Origin of the sequence: Sinimarinibacterium arenosum, assembly GCF_005047655.1 — a bacterium.
GTDB lineage: Bacteria > Pseudomonadota > Gammaproteobacteria > Nevskiales > Nevskiaceae > Solimonas.
This window is the reverse complement of sequence record NZ_SUKF01000008.1, coordinates 155,319-175,909: the sequence shown is the minus strand read 5'-3', so window position 1 is coordinate 175,909 and position 20,591 is coordinate 155,319. Positions and strand designations below refer to the sequence as shown.

The following is a 20,591-nucleotide window of genomic DNA, read 5'->3' as shown; positions in this document are numbered from 1 at the left end:
AGACACACATGGGCGCCAAGAACGTCAATCAGTTTCTCGATCTGCCACGGCAGGACCCGGCCAAGTTGCCGGTCGAAGTCCGCGTGCATGATTTCAAGGAAATCTACGGCAAGTTCCAGCCGGAACAGGCCAAGTCGCAGGCCGGCCGCTGCCTCGCCTGCGGCAACCCCTATTGCGAGTGGAAGTGCCCGGTGCACAACTTCATTCCCAACTGGCTCAAGCTGCTGGAAGAAGGCAACCTGTTCGCCGCCGCCGAGCTCTCGCACCTGACCAACTCGCTGCCGGAAATCTGCGGCCGCATCTGCCCGCAGGATCGCCTGTGCGAAGGCGCCTGTACGCTGGAAGACGGCTTCGGCGCCGTCACCATCGGCAGCGTCGAGAAGTACATCACCGACGAGGCGCTCAAGCAGGGCTGGCGCCCGGACATGTCCAAGGTCAAATGGACCAAGAAGCGCGTCGCCATTGTCGGTGCCGGCCCGGCCGGCCTCGGCTGCGCCGACATCCTCGTGCGCAACGGCGTCAAGCCGATCGTGTTCGACAAGTACGCCGAAGTCGGCGGCCTGCTGACCTACGGCATCCCGCCGTTCAAGCTCGAGAAGGACGTCGTCAGGACGCGCCGCAGCATTCTCGAAGGCATGGGCGTCGAGTTCCGCCTCAACACCGAGATCGGCAAAGACATCAGCTTCGAGCAGCTGCTCGCCGACTACGACGCCGTGTTCCTCGGCATGGGCACCTACACCTACATGAAGGGCGGCTTCCCCGGTGAAGACCTGCCGGGCGTGTACGAAGCGCTGCCGTTCCTGATCGCCAACATCAACCGTCAGCTGGGTCAGGGCACGAACGACGACATGGCCTACGACGTCAACGGCGAGCGCGTGGTCGTGCTCGGCGGCGGCGACACCGCGATGGACTGCAACCGCACCTCCATCCGCCAGGGCGCCGAGAGCGTGCACTGCGCCTACCGCCGCGACGAAGCCAACATGCCCGGCTCCAAGCGCGAAGTGGCCAACGCCAAGGAAGAAGGCGTCGAGTTCCTGTGGAACCGCCAGCCGGTCGAGATCATCGGCAACGGCAAGGTCGAAGGCGTCAAGCTCGTCACCACACAGCTCGGCAAGCCCGACGCCCGCGGCCGCCGCCGTCCGGAAGTGGTCGAAGGCTCGGAAGAGATTATCGAAGCCGATCGCGTCATCATCGCCTTCGGCTTCCGCCCCAGCCCGGCAGAGTGGTTTGCCGATCACAATCTCAAGCTGCATGACGACGGCCGCATGAAGGTCTACGGCGAAGTGCTGGCCAAGCACAAGTTCCAGACCGCCAACCCCAAGGTCTTTGCCGGCGGCGATATGGTGCGCGGCTCAGACCTCGTCGTCACCGCGGTCTTTGAAGGCCGCGAAGCCGCGGAAGGCATCCTCGACTACCTGGGTGTGTGAAGCCGGCTGATCCATAACGGCACGCTGTCAAAAGCATCAAGGCCGGACGTTGAAAAACGTCCGGCCTTTTCATTGGCTGATGCATTGCTTGCAGCGTCTGCCGCTTAACGCCTGAGTTCGGCGGCGTTTGAGGCGACGTCCGTTCTTGCGGCAGCAAAAATGGGCGGCGGGTCAAACGTCCGCCGCAACGCTTTGTTGGGCCTCAGAGCTACGAGCCTTGAGTGCACAGCTCGTATACCAAAGTATCTTCCGTCGTTCCCGATATCTGGATGCTGGCTTGGATAGTGTCAAAAGCTCCGCTAACCGGGATGCCAAAAAACGTAAAGCCGTCTTTACGCTGGCACCGCCCTGGACAGACTTGCGAATTATTTGAGTCTGTACCAGCGGTGCCTGATGCGGCCACATTTCCGTCTTGAAGAGCGGTCACGCTGACCTGTGTAACCTGCCCAGCCGGCAGCTTCAACAGAACGCCAGCAAACCCACCGTTAGCCGTTCGGCCAGTTGCCTCGAAAACGGCGTTTCCTGACCCTGTAATTGAATACATCTGAGCCGCACTTCCCAAATCGCCATCAAATGCGAGGCCTTCGTTGTCCACCGTTAAGCCAGTTGAACGCGAATTAACAGCTCCGGAACCACTCGAGGAAACGATCGACTGACAGATGGCATCATCACCCCCGCCTCCTCCGCCGCATCCCGCTAGAAAAGCGAAACACCATGCTGCCGATACGAACCAAATTCGTTTCATCCATCCCCTCCATCTCTTTGATTTAGTCAGTGCACCACAGTATTGATACGAGGAATCTCAATGAGACCGGACATCGACGCACTTGATGCAACTGAAATGAGCCCAACGCCAACCTTCAGCCGCGGATTTGCCGTAGCGAAGCGGAGGCAAATACGTCGGCTGGAGTGCTCGGTTGGGCAGCAGCTCCTTCATATACGCGGCCATACTTTGCGCACCTCTGTAAGGCAAAGATTTAATTTAACAACGACGAGAGGCGGAATGGCGGGACCCGCCGTCTGCAAAAACTCTTTGATGGCGACGCCTGTCTCACCCAGAAGCTCAGATGAAGTGGTGTAAGCTGCAAATGCGCGAAATTCCAATTGCGATGCAGCATTCACCAGCCCTGCGGCCTTGGCCTCATCAAGGGCCGCCCGAAGCATCTGCTGAAATTCTGCTACGCGGCTATCCATGATTTCTTGACGCCCAACGCCGCGCTTCAGCCGACCGCCGCGAGCGTAGCGAGTGGTACGTCGGGTGGAAGCGTTGGTTGGGCACAAGTGTCACTTCTGAGCCTTTTTGTATGAGCGTGAAAGCCCATCAAACGCTGACGTATTGTTTGTTACAAGCCATGGAAACGATATGACCGCGTCGGTGGCAGCGCTAAACGGCAGATCAAGCAGCGGATACCGTGGAGCATCCATTCCATATTTCCTAAATTGCTCCAACTGAACTTCATCTTCAACGAGCGAGGCCAGATCAAGACGTGTGCCGGCAAAGAAGAAGGGGGCGCCCTCTCTGTAGTTGTGTATGACCTCGCCAGTAGCGCACCCAGTTGTTCCGACGGCTAGCAACGTAACAATCATCGCTCTAATCACCGCACTCTCCTTGATGCCCAACGCCCAAGTTCACCCGCGGCCCGGCTGCCGCGAAGCGGCGGCTGGGACGTCGGAGTGGAACGTGTTGTTGGGCACCATCTTCATATTTCTTCCCTCCGCAAATCTACGACCACGAATGTTGCATCTGTTGGCGGGCTCAGTGCGTAACCGCTTCTCCCAATCCAATAAACAGGGAGTAACCCGTGACGGGATTCATCGCTGTACTGCTGTACGTGGTCTGGATGCAAGTGCTGACGCTAGCCTACGCTTTTCCCCGCGTCCCGATGGCGATGCTTGGTGATCGCAAGTTCGCTGATTGGGAGCGCACCGAGGTCAACCGAGACCCGCCCTTCATGGTCCGTGCCAAAGGCGCACACCTGAACTGCGTAGAAAACTTTCCGCTCTTCGCTGCAGTCGTAGTGATCGCTGCGCTGATGGGCAAGAGTGCTGTGGTAGATGGTCTCGCGATCTTCATCTTGGTCGCACGCATGGGCCAGAGCGTGTCACACGTAATCAGCACTGCGCCAGCGTTCGTGCTGTTACGTGCCACGTTCTTCCTCGCGCAGGTGGGCATGATTTTTTGGATTTGCTGCCAACTAATCGCTTGACTAAGCCCTTGCTCTTCGATGGCGCCCAACGCCTGAATTAAGCCGAGCCGCGAAGCGGCTGAGACTTCCTACGAAAAAGTGGACACCCGTTGGTTAGCTGCACAGCGCTTCAAACTCCACTGGTGTTCGGTACCCGAGAGATGAGTGTAAACGTCGGGTATTGTAGAAATCGAGATATTCACGAAGGGCATGGCGCAGTTCCTTGTCGGTGCTGAAGGTTCTGCGGTGATACATGTCGGACTTCATGGATTTGTTCCAGGACTCCATGTGCGCGTTGTCGGTTATTCGACGAGGACGGTTCACGCTTTGATCCACACCGGCGGCGGATAGCTTCTTTCGAAATTCAGCGGCCAGATACTCCACGCCACGATCCGTGTGGAAGATGACCCGGCTCGCCGGGTGTCTCTGCCTGAGTGCCGACATCAGGGCACGCCCCGTGAGTGCTGCTGTCTTTTCCAGACCGATCGCCCAGCCGATCAGGCGCCGCGAATAGCGGTCCATGACCGTCGCCAGATAACGCCAGCTTCCGGCGACCTTGAGATACGTCACGTCACCGACCCAGACCTGGTCCGGCCGATCGATCTTCAGGTTGTGGATCTTGTTGTCGCCGCTGATGAAGAAGCGGCCGATGCCGGGGATGCGCTTGTACAACTTCGTCGAGCACGCCTGGATGCCGTTCTCCCGCATGAGACGCTCGATTCTTCGGCGACCGATCCCGATTCCTTCTCGCTTGAGTTGCTCATGGACTCGCGGGCTGCCGTAGGTTTCATCGCTGCATCGGTGTGCGTGCCGGACCTGCTCCAACAGTACCTGGTCACCCTTGGCGCGCTCACTCAACGGCCTGCTGTTCCAGGCGTAGTAGCCGCTGGAGCTGACGCCGAAGATTCGGCACATCTGCCTCACGGAGTGTTCCCCTTGTCGGCTTTGGATGTACGCGAAGATTTCGCTTTTCGTTCGGAAGTGAAGACGATCGCTTTTTTTAAAAGGTCGTGCTCGATCTTCAGCTGCTCGTACGCCTTCTTCACACGGCGCAGCTCCTTGAGCTCAGCGGCTACTTCTTTGTCTACGGCGACGCCCTTGGTCACGATCAGGCCCTCTCGTGCTTGCTTACGCCAACGAGACAGCATGTACGGATGAATGGCAAGCGAGGCGGCAACATCGTTAACCAACACTCCCGATAGCTGGCTCAGCCGAACCGCGGTGGCTTTGAATTCACGGCTGTATCGATACGTCGTTTTGGACCTGGTTTCGGCATCTGAGGACTCCTGAAGGGTTAGTTCAGGGTGTCCACCAAACCGTAGGAACCGTCGCTTCGGCTTGAATGAATTGTTAGAGGTGCGCCAGAGAAGCGCGGCAACGGCGAGCAAAGAAATCGCCAGAGCGGCGAGCGAGCAGTGGAATAGAAGGATGTATTTACCCGCAATCTTTGACCATTTGCTCGCAAGTTGGGCTTGGGCTACCGCAGAGATATTAAGTAGGTCAGGGTCCTTGGCCGACTCAAGGGTCTTTGCGACGTGGTCGATCGTGGGGTCACCATGAGCGAAGGCAATTACAAAGTCAGCGCGCCAAACCGCGTAGGCAAGCAAGGCGGCCGCCAGTAGCGAGGTTAGGACTGCGAGAGACTTCATAAGCACCTCTAACGCCGGTGTTCACGCGCGGGCCGAGCCCGCAGGGCGAGGACCGTCGCGTGGAACACCTTGTTATAAGTCACTTCTTTTCACGCTCAATCAGCAAGCCGACATTGCCGCCCGGCGGGGCGCTCAGGTTCGGCACAATGTCATCGGCCGTAAACGGAACGCCGTCTGGGCCAACGCTGCGGAGATAGTAGTGCTGCGGATCAAGGAGCTCGTAGTAGAAAAAACGGGGTTGGCCACTAAGCTTCACATCTGTTGGGTCGAACACAAAGACCAGCGAGTCTTTTGGCAATGACTTCTGAAGGGTCTGCAAGGTATCCGGGTAGCGCCCATTCTGAACATTGTAGAACTCGATAGCCTGAACAAGAGTGGTGAGGTTGCTTGCGGCCATCTTGGCCCGTAGATCGTCGTAGACACCGCCGCGTTTGGCAAAGCCAAAATAGAAGAGTGCTGAGTAGATGACGATGTTGAAGGCAATGCCGCCGAGCGCGATGCGGGCAAGCTTCTTAGCGCTCGGCGCTTTGGAAATGAGGCCCCTAAGGCAGACCACCAGTCCAATTAGGATTCCGATGCCAGGAACGAACGAGAAGGCGGCAACGACATAGCCGAAGGTGCTCGGCTCTTCTTGGTCGGGGATCAAACTGTTCTCTCCAGTGACTTATAACGCCCGCGCTCAGGCGCGACCGAGCCGGAGGCGAGGTCGTCGCCCTGGAGCGCGTTGTTAGAGCCCAGAACGTGCTCTGCTGGTTTCATCTTTTAGCTCCTTGAGCACCGATGTTATGTCCAGGGTGGGAGGAACAAATAGTTTGACTTCCTGGGTGTTGAGCACAAGTTTCAGGGCTTTTCCATATGGCTCATCAATGAATTCGTAATGTGTGATGGCGGCCCACGGATAAAGCGTCCTAGCATCGCCCCTGGCTCTGACAATGCCTCTGGGTCCGGACGATATTGCGCTGGGGCTAAACCACGCCAGTATGTACAAGAATGTGCCCAAAAATAGCCCAAATGGGATGACGAGCCAGATTTGAGACAGCGCTTGAAGGGTAAAACCCTTACTTGAGATCCCCGCAAGGAGAGATAGGGCCAGAAGCACAGCGCACCAAGCAACGCAGTGCTTCACCAGTTCAATGGAACGCAAGGTAAAACGCCCCTGCGATCTTAATACGGCCTTCCACGGCTCGCGCCATTTCATTTCTGGGCTCTAACGCCCAGCTTCAGCCGCCGGCCGCGAGCGCAGCGAGTGGCCGGTCGGATGGAAGCAATGGTTGGGCGACATGATTACGCCCCCTTATGCGCTTTTCTGGCAAGAGCCAGCTGAACGATGGCCGCCCCCGCAAGAACGACCGCAAACACTGCTATGCCCCATGGAGCGGCCACAATCCATGCCGCAGACGGAGGAAAGCTTGTAGCTTGATCAAGAGGCACGACGCCCGGTTGATGGGCTTGTAGTTCGCGGTAGTTGTGAACGAAAGCCACGACGAACACCGCGAGGCCAGCAACCGTGCCAGATGTCACAGATTTGGCCATTCTGTTCATGACGCCCAACTAGATTTATACCGATGTCAGGGAGGGTGCCTCAGCGGTGATAAAAAAACTACCTGTCCATTTGGACAGGTACTTAGCAGCGGAAGTCCGATTTATGCTGGATAAATATTTCCGGATGAGACTGCGCAATGAATCAGGAAACACCCAGGCTGATGGATCGTGTCCGGAGTGCATTGCGGGTCAGGCATTACAGCTTGAGCACCGAACGGGCCTACTGCGACTGGATACGCCGCTTTGTGATCGCCAATGGCAAGCGGCATCCTGCCGAGATGGGCGCCGCCGAAGTGACGGCGTTTCTGTCGGATTTGGCGGTCAAGAGACAAGTTTCCGCCCCCACTCAGAACCAAGCCAAGGCGGCCATCCTGTTCTTGTATCGACACGTCCTGGAGCAGGACCTGCGCTGGCTTGACGAAGTCGTTCAGGCCAAGGCGCGCGACCGTCTACCTGTCGTACTCACCCAGACGGAGGTTAAACGCCTGTTGCAGTCAATGAAGGGCGTGCCGGGGTTGATCGCACAACTGTTGTATGGGACCGGGATGCGACTGATGGAGGGATTGCGCCTGCGGGTCAAGGACGTTGAGCTCCATCGGCGAGAGATTGTGGTCCGTGAGGGTAAGGGTGGTAAAGATCGAATCACGGTACTGCCCGAGAATCTCGTGCTGCCACTGCGGGAACAGCTGAGCCGAGTGAAGGCCATTCATGACACCGACCTGGCGAACGGATTCGGGCAGGTTGGACTGCCCCATGCGCTGGCGGCGAAGTACCCCAAAGCAGCCTGGTCGCTGGGATGGCAGTTCGTATTTCCCTCTCGGCAACTGTCTCGCGACCCGCGGTCTGGAGCGACGATGCGGCATCACATTCAGCCTGACTCCATTCAGCGAGCGGTCGCGGCGGCATCAAGTGCGGCAAAAATATCGAAGCCGTGCTCTCCGCATGTACTGCGGCATTCGTTTGCGACGCATTTGCTTCAGGAGGGCTACGACATCCGTACAGTGCAGGAGCTGCTTGGACATTCCGACGTGAGCACGACGATGATCTATACCCACGTGCTCAATCGCGGCGGGCGCGGCGTGGTCAGCCCGCTGGATCGTATCTAGTGGGTTGAAGCGAAGCTCCGCTTTGCGAGAACTTGCAGCGGCGCGAGCGGAAGCTCTCGATACGCACCTGTAGGCGCTACTCGACCCGAACGCGGATTTCTTCTGGCGGTGGTTACTTTTCCTGCAGCCCAGCGGTTCAGCGCGGCCCGACGTTGCTGGCGGTCTGTCCGAACAGCACACGCTTGGCTTCTTCATCCACCGTCGGTGCGGTGTTGACGGTCTTGGCCACGGCGTAGGCGCGTTGCGTGGCCGGGCGTTCCGCGATGGTGTTGAACCAGCGCTTCAGATGCGGGAAGTCGTCCAGCGACTGTCCCTGCGCTTCGTGCGGCACGATCCACGGATAGCTCGCCATGTCCGCGATGGAGTATTCACCGGAAACGAACTCGCGATCGGCCAGTCGCTTGTTCAGCACGCCATACAGCCGATTGGTCTCCTTCACGTAGCGGTCGATCGCGTACGGGATTTTTTCGGCTGCGTATTTTTTGAAATGGTGGTTCTGTCCCGCCATCGGCCCCAGGCCGGCCATCTGCCAGAACAACCACTGCAGCGTTTCCGCACGCGCGCGGATTTCGGTCGGCAGGAACTGTCCGGTCTTTTCGGCCAAGTACTGCAGGATGGCACCGGACTCGAACAGCGACAGCGGCGCACCGCCATCGGCCGGCGCGTGATCGACGATCGCCGGAATGCGGTTGTTCGGCGCGATCGCCAGAAACTCGGGCGTGAACTGTTCGCCGCGGCCAATGCGCACCGGCACGATGCGGTATTCGAGCCCGGTTTCTTCCAGGAACATCGTGATCTTGTGCCCGTTGGGCGTGGTCCAGTAGTACAGGTCAATCATGGCCGCCCCCAGGCAGATATCGGTCGTTCATTGGCACGCATGGTTGATGCGCAAGTTGCGCAGAGTCTGCCGCATCAATGCGCCGAGGCACACCACAGTGTGCGCAGATTCAGGCTGCGCGCGATCTGCGCCAGCCAATCCTCGAACTGGACGGCATGACCGTGCCACAGCCACACCAGCAGCAGCACGCCGGGAATCACCAGCCACAGCGGCAACGGCCGCAACGGCTGTGCGCGACTGAGCACCACAAAGCCGAGCAAGGCCGCCGACCCGATCCCCAGACCCAGCAGAACTTCAAACCCACTGTGCGCATGCAGGGCCAGACGCGACCAGGCAATGGCCAGCACCAGGAACAACACCAGTCCGCGCAGCAGCCAAGTCTGGAGCGGCCGTTGCCGATGCCGCGTGAAGTGGGCAATCCCGCCATAGACCATGGCACTGAACCCCGCATGTCCGCTGGGGCTGTGCAATGCCCAGCCATCAACCGGACAGGCCGAGAAGTAGATTTTCAGCGCCGCAATGATTCCAGTACAGGCGATCACCACGACGAGCCACAACCCGGCTTCGCGCGTCTGGCGTGTGGCCAGCAGCCACGCGGCCACCAGCCCAGTCAGTGCCAGCAACAGCGCGCTGTTGCCGAATTCCGTCACAAGGTTTGCAAAGGCGTGGGACATGCACACACGTATGGGCGAAAAGGATTCCAGCATGCAACGAACCTGCCGGACGGTTCTGGCCTATGACAGCGTGTGGCAGGATTCGTGCTGAGTGATATACGAATCTCCACGAGTTTCCGCGCGTCCGCGCCGCAGAGCATATCGCGCATGAGCTATCGCAGCCGTCTCGGCCACCGCAGCTACCGTTTCGATGATCTGGCGTCGCTGCTGGCCTATGCCTCGCCGAAGCGCTCGGGCGACGAACTCGCCGGCATCGCGGCCGAGTCGGACGAGCAACGTGTCGCCGCGCGCTATGCGCTGGCGGACGTGCCGCTGCAACGCTTTCTGGACGAGCCGCTGATTCCGTATGCGGACGACGAGGTCACGCGTCTGATCTTCGACCGGCATGACGCCGCCGCATTCGCGCCGGTGGCGGGGATGAGCGTCGGCGAGTTCCGCGACTGGCTGCTGTCGTATGCGGCGACGCCGGACGCCCTTGCGGCGCTGGCGCCGGGCCTGACGCCGGAGATGGTCGCGGCCGTGTCCAAGCTGATGCGCAATCAGGATCTGGTCAGCGTCGCCGCCAGATGCCGTGTCGTCACCGGCTTTCGCAGCACGCTCGGACTGCCGGGCCGGCTCGGCAGCCGTCTGCAGCCGAATCATCCGACCGACGATCTGCAGGGCGTCGCCGCCTCGACCCTGGATGGACTGCTGTTCGGCATCGGCGATGCGGTGATTGGCGTCAATCCGGCCGGCGACAGCGTGCGGGACTGCGTGCGCCTGCTGCAGATGCTCGACACGCTGCGCCAGCGGCTCGACATCCCGACGCAGTCCTGCGTGCTCGCACACGTCACCACCAGCATTCAGGCGATCGAACGCGGCGCGCCGCTGGATCTGGTGTTCCAGTCCATCGCCGGCACCGAGGGCGCCAACCGCAGCTTCGGCGTGAACCTCGCACTGCTGCGCGAAGGCATGGACGCCGCACGCGGCCTGCAGCGCGGTACGGTCGGCAACAACGTGATGTATTTCGAAACCGGCCAGGGCAGCGCACTGTCCGCCGACGCGCATCACGGCGTCGACCAGCAGACGCTGGAGGTGCGCGCCTATGCAGTTGCGCGGGAGTTCGAGCCACTGATCGTCAACACCGTGGTCGGCTTCATCGGCCCCGAATATCTGTACGACGCCAAGCAGATCATCCGCGCCGGCCTGGAGGATCATTGCTGCGGCAAGCTGCTGGGCGTGCCGATGGGCGTGGACGTCTGCTACACCAATCACGCCGAAGCCGATCAGGACGACATGGATACGCTGGCGCTGCTGCTCGGCAACGCCGGCGTGAACTTCCTGATCGCGGTGCCGGGCGCCGACGACGTCATGCTCGGCTATCAAAGTCTGTCCTACCACGACGTGCTGGCGCTGCGTCACCTGCTGCAGCGCAAGCCGGCACCGGAGTTCGAAGCCTGGCTGCAGCGCATGGCGATGATGAATGCCGACGGCACCCTGCCACCGCAAGCCCCCGCGCTGCAGCGCATGCTGGCGCTGGGCATGGACGATCTGACATGAGGGCATCGGTATGAAACCGACAGGCCGTTCTCATTCCGGCATCGTTGCCGGCACCGACGCCGACCCGTATCACAGTGAAGCGAGCGATCTCTACGCACGCTTGCGCAGCACCACCCCGGCCCGCATCGGTCTGGGCCGCGCCGGCGACGCGCTGCCGACGAAATCCCTGCTCGCGTTCCAGGCCGCGCACAGCCGCGCACGCGACGCCGTGCACGCAGTCGTGGACTTCGATCGGCTCGCGACCGCCCTCGCACCGCATCGCTGCGTGTCGCTGCGTTCACGCGCCGCCGACCGCGCGATCTTTCTGCGCCGCCCCGATCTCGGCCGCCGCGTGGCGCCGGACGATCTGGCGCAGCTGCAACACGAACTCGGCGACTGGGATGCGGTGTTCGTCGTTGCCGACGGGCTGTCCGCCGCCGTCGAGCAGCATGCCGCCGCCGTGATCGAACAAACCCTGCAGCGACTGCCGGACTGGAAGATCGCACCGGTGGTGCTGGCAAAGCAGGCGCGCGTGGCACTCGGCGATGAAGTCGGCGCGGTCATCGGCGCGCGCATGGTGGCGGTGCTGATCGGCGAGCGCCCCGGCCTGTCCGTTGCCGACAGTCTCGGGGTGTATCTGACCTGGGCGCCGCGGATCGGCTGCACGGACGCCGCTCGGAACTGCATTTCCAACATCCACACCGACGGCCTGAGCCATGCAGCAGCGGCGGACACCTTGGCGTGGCTGATGCGCACCGCGCGCAGCCGCGAGCTGACCGGCGTCGCGCTGAAACTGGAAGCCGCACACGATCGTATCGACCCGCTGACGTCCACGCGCTGAGCCGGGTTAGGCTGTGCCGACCCGGACGGACGGAGTGATGTGATGCGGCGTTTTCCGATGCTGAGCTTGCTACTGGTACTGCTGTGCGGCCCGGCACAGGCCCAGACCCAAGCCCACGCACAAGGTTTCAACAGTGAAGCCGGCGCCATCGATGTGATCGAGATCGCCCACGGCCTCGAACACCCGTGGTCGCTGGCGTTTCTGCCGGACGGTCGCATGCTGGTCACGGAGCGTCCTGGACGCCTGCGCATTGTCACGCAAGCAGGCGCGGTGTCCGCACCGCTGAGTGGGGTGCCCACTGTCTATGCGCGTGGACAAGGCGGCTTGCTCGATGTGGTGCTGGCACCGGATTTCGCGCAGTCGCGGCGCATCTACTTCTGCTACGGCGAGCCGCGCGGCGACACCAACGGCACCACCATCGCCCATGCCCGCCTTGGCGACAGCGGCATCAGCGACGTCACCGCAATCTTCCGCCAGCAACCCGGTATGGACAGCCGGCATCACTTCGGCTGCCGGCTGGTGTTTGCGAACGACGGCACGCTGTACGCGACATTGGGCGAACGCAACAAGGGGCGCGCGCAGGCGCAGACGCTGGACAACGATCTGGGCAAGGTCATCCGCATTCGCGCCGACGGCACGATCCCGGACGACAATCCCTTTGTCGGACGCAAGGGCGCGCGCCCGGAGATCTGGTCCTACGGCCACCGCAATGCGCAGGGTGCGGTGCTGCATCCCGTCAGCGGCGAGCTGTGGATGCACGAACACGGCCCCAAGGGCGGCGACGAGATCAACATCGCGCGTGCCGGCCGCAACTACGGCTGGCCGGTCATCACCTACGGCCGCGAGTATTCCGGGCTTGCGGTCGGCGACGGTCGCAGCGCGGCGGAGGGCATGGAACAGCCGCTGCACTACTGGGTGCCGTCGATCGCCCCCAGCGGCATGGCGTTCTATACCGGGGAGCGCTTCAAGGCGTGGCGCGGCAACCTGTTTGTCGGCTCGCTGAAGTTCGGCCAGCTGGCGCGCCTCGAACTCGACGGCGACACGGTCGTGCATGATGAACGTCTGCTCGACGGCATCAAGCGCCGCATCCGTGACGTGCGCATGGGACCGGACGGTTATCTGTATCTGCTCACGGACGAAGCGGACGGTCGCATCCTGCGCGTCGGTTTGGCGCAGGGGTCATGACGCGGCGCGTGATCCGGATGCGCTATGCGCTGGCCGCCACGGCGCAGGACCGTTACGATCCGCGTCCCCGGAAGCACTCGAAGTGATCGCTCATGTCCGAATTGATACTCAGCCCTGACCAGGCACGCGTTGTCGCCGTACTGGTCGAAAAATCGATCACCACGCCGCAGTACTACCCGATGACCGTGAACGGCATCATGATGGCGTCGAATCAGAAGACCGCACGCAGCCCGGTGATGAACCTGACCGAAGGGCAGGTCGGTTCCGCGCTGAATTCACTGGAAGAACTCAAGCTCGTCACCCGTGACAGCTTCAGCGCCCGCGCCCAGAAATGGCGCCAGCAGTTCATGTACCAGATGATGCTGAAGCCGCCGACGCAGGCGCTGCTGGTGACCCTGATGCTGCGCGGACCGCAAACCGCAGCCGAGCTGCGCAGCAACGCCAGCAGTCTCGGTGGCCCCAGCGACGCCGCGGCATTCAGCGCAGCGATGAACGATCTGGCCGACCGCGCACAGCCCCTGGTGGTGTTGCTGCCGCGGGCGCCGGGACAGTCGGCTGCCCGCTACACCCACACGCTGTGCGGCGTCAGTGAGTCTGCACCGTTTGAAGTGTCGATCAGTGATGCACCCGCTGCGCGCGGCGCCGATCCGCAGCTCGCCGAGCGCCTGGCCGCACTCGAAGCACGCGTCTCGGAGCTGGAACGCCAGCTCGGCCTGGGGCCGGCGACCAGCCCCACAGACGACAGCGACGCCTAGGCCAGCACCCGGCGGACGCAAGCCCGCGCTGAAGCGACAGCCGGCATCCCTGAACTGACCAACACCGGCGCAGGCCGGACACCCCGCCGTATCATCGAAGCCGATGCGCTTCGTGACACGGCGTGAGGGTTCGTGCACGAGCGTTTTTCCCTGCTCCTGCCACCCAACGCCCTCAGCACCGCGATCACGCCAGAATGCCGCAATGACCCTGATGCTCGACATGCCGACCCTGGTGTTGAATACGGGCCTGTCGGCGGTCTATGCCATGGTCGCGATGCTCTTCGTCTGGCGCGTGCACTCCAGCGAGCTGGCGGTGCGTTTCTGGGGCGGTGCATTTCTGGCGCTCGGCGCGGGCGCGGTGTTGGTCGGCCTGCGCAACAAGCTGCCGGATTTCTGGACCATCGTCATCGGCAACCTGCTGATCATGGCCGGCTACTTCATGCTGCATGTCGGCACCGCGCTGTTCACACGCCGTCCGGTGTTCTGGCGCAGCGCCATCGGCATCACGCTCGCCAGCGCCGCGGCGCTGGCGTACTGGAGCCTGGTCACACCCAACATCCGCATCCGCGTCGCCGTATTCAGCGGCGCCATGGTGATCGCCTGCGCATTGATCGTGCGCGATCTGCTGCGCGCCAGTCGGGGTCCACAACAGTTGACTTACGGTGCTGTGGCGACGGTCTTTGTCATTTCCATCATCGCGACACTGGTGCGCGCCACCGACGCGCTGATCGATCCGGAGTACACCCAGCTGTTCTCCGGCGGCGTCATCCAGGTGCTGTGGTTTGCTGCGAGTCAGGCCGCCATTTTTCTGAGCCCGTTCGGCTTTCTGCTGCTGACCAGCCAGCGCCTGCAGCTGCGGCTCGATCGCCTGGCCAACGAGGACGAACTGACTGGCGTACTGAACCGGCGCGCCTTCCTGGCCCGCACGCTGGAACTGCTGGCCGACCTGCCGCGCGGACAGAGCACCGCGCTGCTGGCACTGGATCTGGATCACTTCAAGCGCTTGAACGATACCCATGGTCACGCCGCCGGTGATGCCGTGCTGCGCAACTTCGCGCGTACAGTGACGATGCAGCTGCGCCCGGATGACCTGTTCGCCCGCGTCGGCGGTGAGGAATTCTGGATCCTGCTGCCGGACACCGACGTCACTGGCGCCACCCAGTTGGCTGAACGCCTGCGCGCCGCCGTCGAGGCGATGGAGGTCTCGTATGGCCGCGACACGCTGACCATTACCGTCAGCATCGGCGTCAGTGCCGTCAGCCAGGGCGACGTTTCGCAGGCGCTGACCGCTGCCGACGGCGCGCTCTACGCGGCCAAGGAACAAGGGCGCAATTGCGTGTCCGTCGCTTAAGTCCGCGCAATCCACGCCTACAAGTCGTTGCTTCACATAGAAAATCAGAGCGTTGCAATTCCGTTGCATGCGCGTGAGGACTTCATGATCCACACTCGCAAAGCTCCCTGCCACCGACGCTTTCGTCGGCACCCAACAGGGAGCAGGTCATGCACTTCTGGAGCATCAACATTGAATCGCAGCGCCGGACGAGGCACGCAACAGCCTGGCCGACCATCATTCTTCTTCTGAGCCTCAGCCTCGCCGCCTGCGGCGGTGGCGGTGGCGGTGGCGGTGGCGGTGGCGGCAGTATCGACCTTCGCGACTACGCGTTCAGCGCCGCGTACACGGCGATGCTGAACTACCTCGTCGACCCCACGCAGTTCAGCGCCGTCTATTCGAATCTGACGCTGCAGGACAACGGCCGCTCATCACCATTCTCCGGTCCGCTGCTGGATCCGGCGATCGACTGCCAGAGCGGAACCGCCGAGGTCGACCCAGACAGTTATGCGACCCAGGACAGCGAAGGAAATCTGAGCTACGTCCTGTTGAATGCGGACCTTTCGGACTGTCGCCTGTCCGCCAGCTCACTGCGTGGCAACGCCGTCTTTGAAAGCGGCTATCTTTACTACCAGTACCGACCCGATGGCGACACCATCGTCGAGGATTTCACGTTGGCAGCAGCGCTGAGCAACGGCGCGGTCAGCGGTGAACATCGGATCGACTTCAGGAATGGCGCGGGAACATCGACCGGATACTTCAGGTTCAGCGGCGACGTTCAGTGGACCACCACACCGGATACCAACGCAATTCACTACGGCAAATCGATCAGCGGCACCGTGCGCACAGGCGGCGCCGACGCGGACCTCGGAAACGGCAATCTCGTCTACACGATCGAATCAGACATTCTGATGCGCTATACCCAGAGCAGCGGGTTCGACACCATCACCTTTACCGACAACGGGGCGTTCGGACACGGTAGCGACCTGAACTACGCCGACGGTGAAGCCTGCATCCTGGACGGTGACTATTCGATACAGACCACCGAGCCGGTCGTCATGAACTTCATCGGCGACGAAGTCACCGCCAGCGCTGGTCGCGCCGATGTGAGCATGCTCATCGCCGATCATGGCGATTCGATCGAGCCCGAGGACATCCGCGCATCCGTCGTCGAGTTCAACGGTGATCGTCTCCGCGTCACGGTGACCGACTATTCCAACGGCGCGAGCAGTGCGAGTTACGAATTCCCGATTGACGGCATCATGGAGATTCCTGACGCATGCGGCAGCTCTCAGGAGCGCGCACATGCAAAACTTAGGCATGTCGCAGCTCGGTTCCTTCAGCGCGTTCGGCAGACCAACGGTCGATAGAGCGCGGTGGCCGCAGGTCCCAGACGCCAAGCCATCGGGGGCCTACAGCTGCTCGAGCAAATTCCTGCTCTCCTCGATCCGGTAATCCCCGGGGTCGTCTGCAGTCAGCACGTCGATCGCCTTCTGGAATTCCACTTTGGCTGAGCTGTTGTCCCCCTCGAGGTGATAGATCAGCCCGCGGACATAGGCGATGCGACCCTCCGTGCCGGACGCTCGATAACTGGCCGCATAACCCTCCGGATCCATTCGATCCAACCAGAACGCGGCACGTTTGGAATTTCCAGACAGCGCCCACAAACGCGCTGCGTTGTAAGCAGCCAGGTGGAACGTCGGGTGCCGCTGATCGGGTTGAGCTGAGTCCCAAGCTGCGGATAACTCTTGGTCCAGCAGCGCTGCAGCACGATCCGGGCGCCCGTCGGATTCGATCGCAACGGCAACATTGTTGAGGGCCAGAATGCTGTAACGGGCAAAACGGCCCTGCATCTGCAGTCTGGCGTCGTATTCCTGCTGGAACACCTTCTCGGCATTCGGATAGTCCTCCAGTCCAAGATAGACCTGACCCAACTCGTTGAGCATGGCCAAGGGGTAGTCATGCTGAGCACCGAAAACCGATACGGCGTCTTCATACAAGCCGGCACTCGCTTTCAGTGCTTCTACGTATGCCCCCTTCTTCCGATACTGGCGCACGAGCATACGTCTCGCCTGGATTCCAAGCGTAGACTGCTTGCGGCCAGCGAGATCGAGCTCCTTCAATACCGTCCCGATCGTGGACTCGGCGGTATCCCAGTGATCGTTCCACCCCGCTGCCTCGGCCCAGCGCAGCTTCGCGTTCCACACCTCTTCCTGGGGGTAGTCGGGCAGCCTCATCACGAGGTCCGCCGCTTTCTGCGTCCAGAATTCTGCCGTTGGCCAGTCATAGGCAAAGAATGCGACCAATCCGTTGGTTTGTGCCCACTGCCACTGACTGGCCAATGGCATTGCCCGGATATCGGAAAATCGACTGGCTGCATCCGTAAGAAGCCGCCTCGCCTGAGCGTTGTCCGTCCGCGCCAGGATGTTCATTTTCCCGGACCACGAGGCCAGCGCTTCTGGCGAGCTGACTCCGAATTCACGCTCGGCCAGCGTGAGTGACTTTTCAAATTGCTCAAGCCCGCGGTCGTAATCCGCAAGCGTATCGAACACGAATCCCATCATGTTTCGGACCGACACTTCGACGCCTGGCTCGGATGAAAAGCGCTTGGGTATCGACTCAACCGATCCGGCCAGAGCGTCTCGCAGCGTGATCTCGGCATTCCCTCCTCGCTTTGGGTTTCCGAGTGCAATCAGCTCATGATTCATGAACTGATTGACGGCCTGCGAAATTCGATACTGATGCTGAGCATCTTTCAGCGCTTCGTCCGCGCGAAGATAGAAGTACCCGGTCGTCCCGACACCCACAGCCAGAATGGCGATCGCCGCCCATAGGTATGGGCGCCGTGCGCGCGCCCTTTCCAGCGCCCGCTCGGCCGCAACCGCTCTGGCTTCGGCTTCCAACGTGACGTTTCGCTGCACGCGCCGCGTTTCCAGCCCGCGCAGCCGCTGGGCCAGATCCTGGGCCGTCGCGATGCGCTGCGCAGCATGCCCCTGCGCCGCATCGCGGATGTCCTCCTGCAGCAGCGGGTCGTCGACGTCGCGTTCCCACCCCGGAGCCATCGGGCGTCGCAGATCACCTACGACCATCTGGTACAGCATGACCCCGAGGCTGTAGACATCGGACTGTGTCGTCGGCGCCTGTCCGGCAATCACTTCCGGTGCCATGTACAGCGGCGTGCCGGTGCTGGTGGCCGCATTGACCGCCTGCGTCTGCGTGAAGCCCATCTGGGTGATGCCGAGTTCCTGCAGTCGCTCGGGGTCGACGCGGCCGGCGCCGAAGTCGGTCACCCGCACCACAGGACCGCCGCCGGCACTGTCAATCAACGTGTTGGCCGGTTTGATGTCCTTGTGCAGCACGCCTGCGGAGTGCGCCTTCGCAATGGCATCGCAGAGCTGCGCCATCAGATCCAGGCGCAGCGTCATGGCCACCTGCAGTAGTCCGCCTTGCGCTTCAGCCCAGTCCAGCCAGTTCTCGCCACCGTATTCACATTCCAGGAAGTACGGCGCGCTGTCGAACTGCCAGTCGATCACGCGTACGAATGCGGGATCCTGCCCGAGTGCGTCCTGCAGAACACGGGACAGCGTGGCTTCGCGCTTCAAGGCCGACAGACGCAAGCCATCTGGAGAGAACTTGAACACGCGACGCTCGCGCGTTTTGCCGTGTTCGGCCAGCCAGACCTCACTGTTGCGCGACAGATCCAGTCGGCGCCTGAGCTTGAAGTTGTCCCGCCCCGGGACTGGCTGCCCTTCGTTGAGATTCAGCGACTGCGGCTGCACTGCAATCAGCTTGCGATGCACCGGCCCCATCAGACGGTAGCCGACCCGATGCAGGGTCACGATGATCTGCTGGTTCTCGTCTCCCAATGCTTTGCGCAACTTGGCGACCGCGTTGGTCAGCACCGCATCGACCGTGACCATGCCCGGCCAAGCGGCCTCCAGCAATTCGTCCTTGGTGACAGCCTCGCCGGCGTGGCGCAGCAGATACGCCAACACCTCCAGCGGGCGGCGCTCCATCTCGCGCTCCTGCCCGCCGACACTCAAGCGCCCGTTGCGCTCGTCGTACTCTGCCTCGCTGAAACGCCAGACGAAAACGCTGCGCTGGTCCGCGGACGTTTCGCCATCTCCTTGATCCCCCATCCCTTTTTCCTCGTTTGATCTTCGTTGGAACTGCGTGAGGACTTCGATTTTGAGTCTGGCCCAGTCTGCCGCCGCCGACAAGCCGTCGACACTCTCATCACTCACGGAGAAAACAGTCATGCGTTTTCATGCATCCGCAGCCATCGTCATCGTGACCGCCCTCATGTCCGCCTGTAGCACCCAGGGCGCTCGTGTGGAGGCCCAGACCTATCAGCAGTTCGAAGCCGGCAAGACTCGCAAGCAGGACGTCATCGCCGCTCTGGGCCAACCCAGCGGCCGCCAGTTCGCCGGAAACGAAGAGGCGCTGGTGTACCGGTTTACCAAGACCAATTCCAAGTCGTGGATCCCGGTCGCGGGCGCCTTCCTCGGCAATTCCGTCGAAGTCCAGATCTGCACCTTTCTGTTCACGACGAGCGATGTGCTGAAGAACAAGTCCTGCTCGGAGCAGAGCGGCCACAGCAGCCTGCTCGGCGGCTGAGCTGAAACCACGACGGGCAGACGTACTGCCCACCTGAACGTGCCGCCTCCGCTACGGCCCGACCGACGGCCGGAGTGGAGGGATTCCGGCGCATGACCGTCGGTCGCAAGCCGGCGCGGGGTGGCACGTCGGGGCGCAGCATCCGCTGCGCCCCTTTTCAGCCGCCCCGACCACCGACCGCGAAGCCTTTATCGGGAGAACCCTCATGGAAACCCTGCTGACGCTTTTTTTCTTCAACCTCCTGCCCGCATTCATCGTTTACAGGATCGGGAAAAGCTCTGGCGCCTACGACGAATTTCGCCTAGCACGTTACGGATGGCCGATTTTCGGCTTCATCCTGAGCTGGCTCGGAGTACTGATCGCGCTGATCGCAGGTCGCCAACACAAACCGCGTCTGGGTGACAACAGCGGCGCCTGGATCACCGAGCTGAGGCCGGACCAGGTGGACTACAGCTACACCTACGACGGAGACGGCATCGCAATCAGCGCGAGTCAACGCGCCGTCGTGCTCAAGAAAGGAACCCTGATCAAGCGCTACGGCTTCGATGCGATCCGCAACTGGGAAACGAAGGTCAACACCGGAAACGAACTGATCAACGCGGATTTTCGTCTCAACTCGATCTCGCAGACCGATTCCATCAACCGCAAGATCCGCATGGCCAACGAGGCATCCAGCGGACTGTTCATCGAAGTGCGTGACATCGACCATCCACGTTGGCACATCCGCTTTTCACGGCACGAGATGGTGCAGCAGGTACCGCGCTGGATGGAAATCCTCCGACAGCTGATCAATGAATCCCAACACGGAGACAATCGGAAAGCAGCGCAGCTCTGACGTGGCTCTGCGTTGGACCGACGACAGACGGCGCCCCGGGATTCCGGGGCGCTCGCGTATCATGCGCACCTTCCTGTCTGACCTGAAT

19 protein-coding genes and 1 pseudogene are annotated in these 20,591 nt (G+C 61.5%); 11 read left to right on the top strand and 9 right to left on the bottom strand.

The features are described from left to right. Nucleotides 1-8: 8 nt before the first annotated feature. Nucleotides 9-1,427, top strand: coding sequence for an FAD-dependent oxidoreductase (locus E4T66_RS16680; protein ID WP_136850308.1), 1,419 nt, complete (start codon nt 9-11; stop codon nt 1,425-1,427). A 208-nt stretch (nt 1,428-1,635) separates the two neighbouring features. Here E4T66_RS16680 and E4T66_RS21425 read toward each other — a convergent pair whose 3' ends face one another. The 3 genes from E4T66_RS21425 to E4T66_RS16670 all read right to left on the bottom strand — a co-directional run bounded on the left by E4T66_RS21425 (nt 1,636) and on the right by E4T66_RS16670 (nt 3,026). Then, nucleotides 1,636-2,172: a hypothetical protein gene (locus E4T66_RS21425; RefSeq protein WP_169577678.1), complete on the bottom strand. Its 537-nt coding sequence runs from the start codon at nt 2,170-2,172 to the stop codon at nt 1,636-1,638. Nucleotides 2,173-2,360: 188 nt separating this feature from the next. Further along, nucleotides 2,361-2,621, bottom strand: a complete 261-nt coding sequence (locus E4T66_RS16675; RefSeq protein WP_136850306.1) for a hypothetical protein — start codon at nt 2,619-2,621, stop codon at nt 2,361-2,363. A 90-nt stretch (nt 2,622-2,711) separates the two neighbouring features. Continuing rightward, nucleotides 2,712-3,026 carry a YceK/YidQ family lipoprotein gene (locus E4T66_RS16670; RefSeq protein ID WP_136850304.1) on the bottom strand — a complete coding sequence of 105 codons (315 nt, stop codon included), beginning with the start codon at nt 3,024-3,026 and terminating at the stop codon, nt 2,712-2,714. Between the two features lie 203 nt (nt 3,027-3,229). Here E4T66_RS16670 and E4T66_RS16665 point away from each other — a divergent pair, with 203 nt between their 5' ends. Continuing rightward, nucleotides 3,230-3,634, top strand: coding sequence for an MAPEG family protein (locus E4T66_RS16665; RefSeq protein ID WP_136850302.1), 405 nt, complete (start codon nt 3,230-3,232; stop codon nt 3,632-3,634). A 93-nt stretch (nt 3,635-3,727) separates the two neighbouring features. Here E4T66_RS16665 and E4T66_RS16660 read toward each other — a convergent pair. The 3 genes and pseudogenes from E4T66_RS16660 to E4T66_RS16650 all read right to left on the bottom strand — a co-directional run. Next, nucleotides 3,728-4,579 (bottom strand): annotated as a pseudogene (locus E4T66_RS16660) (IS3 family transposase); the annotation flags it as partial. Then, the gene (locus tag E4T66_RS16655) at nt 4,534-5,262 is read right to left on the bottom strand and encodes a transposase (protein ID WP_136850297.1); all 729 of its coding nucleotides are present in this window, start codon (nt 5,260-5,262) and stop codon (nt 4,534-4,536) included. The gene E4T66_RS16655 and the pseudogene E4T66_RS16660, both read right to left, overlap by 46 nt. A 79-nt stretch (nt 5,263-5,341) precedes the next feature. After that, entirely contained in the window at nt 5,342-5,908 is a 567-nt protein-coding gene (locus E4T66_RS16650) for a type II secretion system protein GspG (RefSeq protein ID WP_136850294.1), read from the bottom strand. A 1,033-nt stretch (nt 5,909-6,941) separates the two neighbouring features. On the opposite strand from E4T66_RS16650, the gene E4T66_RS16645 reads away from it, so the two are divergent. After that, the gene (locus E4T66_RS16645; RefSeq protein ID WP_136850291.1) at nt 6,942-7,910 is read left to right on the top strand and encodes an integron integrase; all 969 of its coding nucleotides are present in this window, start codon (nt 6,942-6,944) and stop codon (nt 7,908-7,910) included. 136 nt (nt 7,911-8,046) lie between these two features. Here E4T66_RS16645 and E4T66_RS16640 read toward each other — a convergent pair whose 3' ends face one another. Together E4T66_RS16640 and E4T66_RS16635 are read right to left on the bottom strand one after the other, a co-directional pair. Continuing rightward, nucleotides 8,047-8,748 carry a glutathione binding-like protein gene (locus tag E4T66_RS16640; RefSeq protein WP_136850289.1) on the bottom strand — a complete coding sequence of 234 codons (702 nt, stop codon included), beginning with the start codon at nt 8,746-8,748 and terminating at the stop codon, nt 8,047-8,049. Between the two features lie 74 nt (nt 8,749-8,822). Beyond that, nucleotides 8,823-9,422 carry a phosphatase PAP2 family protein gene (locus tag E4T66_RS16635; RefSeq protein ID WP_169577677.1) on the bottom strand — a complete coding sequence of 200 codons (600 nt, stop codon included), beginning with the start codon at nt 9,420-9,422 and terminating at the stop codon, nt 8,823-8,825. Nucleotides 9,423-9,569: 147 nt separating this feature from the next. On the opposite strand from E4T66_RS16635, the gene E4T66_RS16630 reads away from it, so the two are divergent. The 6 genes from E4T66_RS16630 (at nt 9,570) to E4T66_RS16605 (ending at nt 16,421) form a co-directional block, all read left to right on the top strand. Further along, on the top strand, nt 9,570-10,961 hold the full coding sequence (locus E4T66_RS16630; protein WP_136850283.1) for an ethanolamine ammonia-lyase subunit EutB: 1,392 nt from the start codon (nt 9,570-9,572) through the stop codon (nt 10,959-10,961). Nucleotides 10,962-10,971: 10 nt separating this feature from the next. Continuing rightward, entirely contained in the window at nt 10,972-11,781 is an 810-nt protein-coding gene (gene eutC, locus E4T66_RS16625; RefSeq protein WP_136850281.1) for an ethanolamine ammonia-lyase subunit EutC, read from the top strand. Nucleotides 11,782-11,823: 42 nt separating this feature from the next. After that, complete coding sequence (locus E4T66_RS16620; RefSeq protein WP_136850279.1) at nt 11,824-12,966, top strand: PQQ-dependent sugar dehydrogenase; 1,143 nt, start codon at nt 11,824-11,826, stop codon at nt 12,964-12,966. Nucleotides 12,967-13,058: 92 nt separating this feature from the next. Then, nucleotides 13,059-13,721 (top strand): YceH family protein, encoded by a 663-nt coding sequence (locus E4T66_RS16615; RefSeq protein ID WP_136850277.1) that lies wholly within the window; start codon nt 13,059-13,061, stop codon nt 13,719-13,721. A 202-nt stretch (nt 13,722-13,923) separates the two neighbouring features. Next, nucleotides 13,924-15,072 (top strand): GGDEF domain-containing protein, encoded by a 1,149-nt coding sequence (locus E4T66_RS16610; protein ID WP_169577676.1) that lies wholly within the window; start codon nt 13,924-13,926, stop codon nt 15,070-15,072. Between the two features lie 149 nt (nt 15,073-15,221). Then, nucleotides 15,222-16,421, top strand: a complete 1,200-nt coding sequence (locus E4T66_RS16605) for a hypothetical protein (protein WP_136850273.1) — start codon at nt 15,222-15,224, stop codon at nt 16,419-16,421. Nucleotides 16,422-16,463: 42 nt separating this feature from the next. Here E4T66_RS16605 and E4T66_RS16600 read toward each other — a convergent pair whose 3' ends face one another. Beyond that, on the bottom strand, nt 16,464-19,190 hold the full coding sequence (locus tag E4T66_RS16600) for a protein kinase domain-containing protein (protein WP_169577675.1): 2,727 nt from the start codon (nt 19,188-19,190) through the stop codon (nt 16,464-16,466). A gap of 118 nt (nt 19,191-19,308) precedes the next feature. On the opposite strand from E4T66_RS16600, the gene E4T66_RS16595 reads away from it, so the two are divergent. Both E4T66_RS16595 and E4T66_RS16590 read left to right on the top strand, forming a co-directional pair. Next, nucleotides 19,309-19,668: a hypothetical protein gene (locus E4T66_RS16595; RefSeq protein ID WP_136850268.1), complete on the top strand. Its 360-nt coding sequence runs from the start codon at nt 19,309-19,311 to the stop codon at nt 19,666-19,668. A gap of 205 nt (nt 19,669-19,873) precedes the next feature. Further along, the gene (locus tag E4T66_RS16590; RefSeq protein WP_136850266.1) at nt 19,874-20,503 is read left to right on the top strand and encodes a DUF4755 domain-containing protein; all 630 of its coding nucleotides are present in this window, start codon (nt 19,874-19,876) and stop codon (nt 20,501-20,503) included. Nucleotides 20,504-20,591 lie beyond the last annotated feature (88 nt).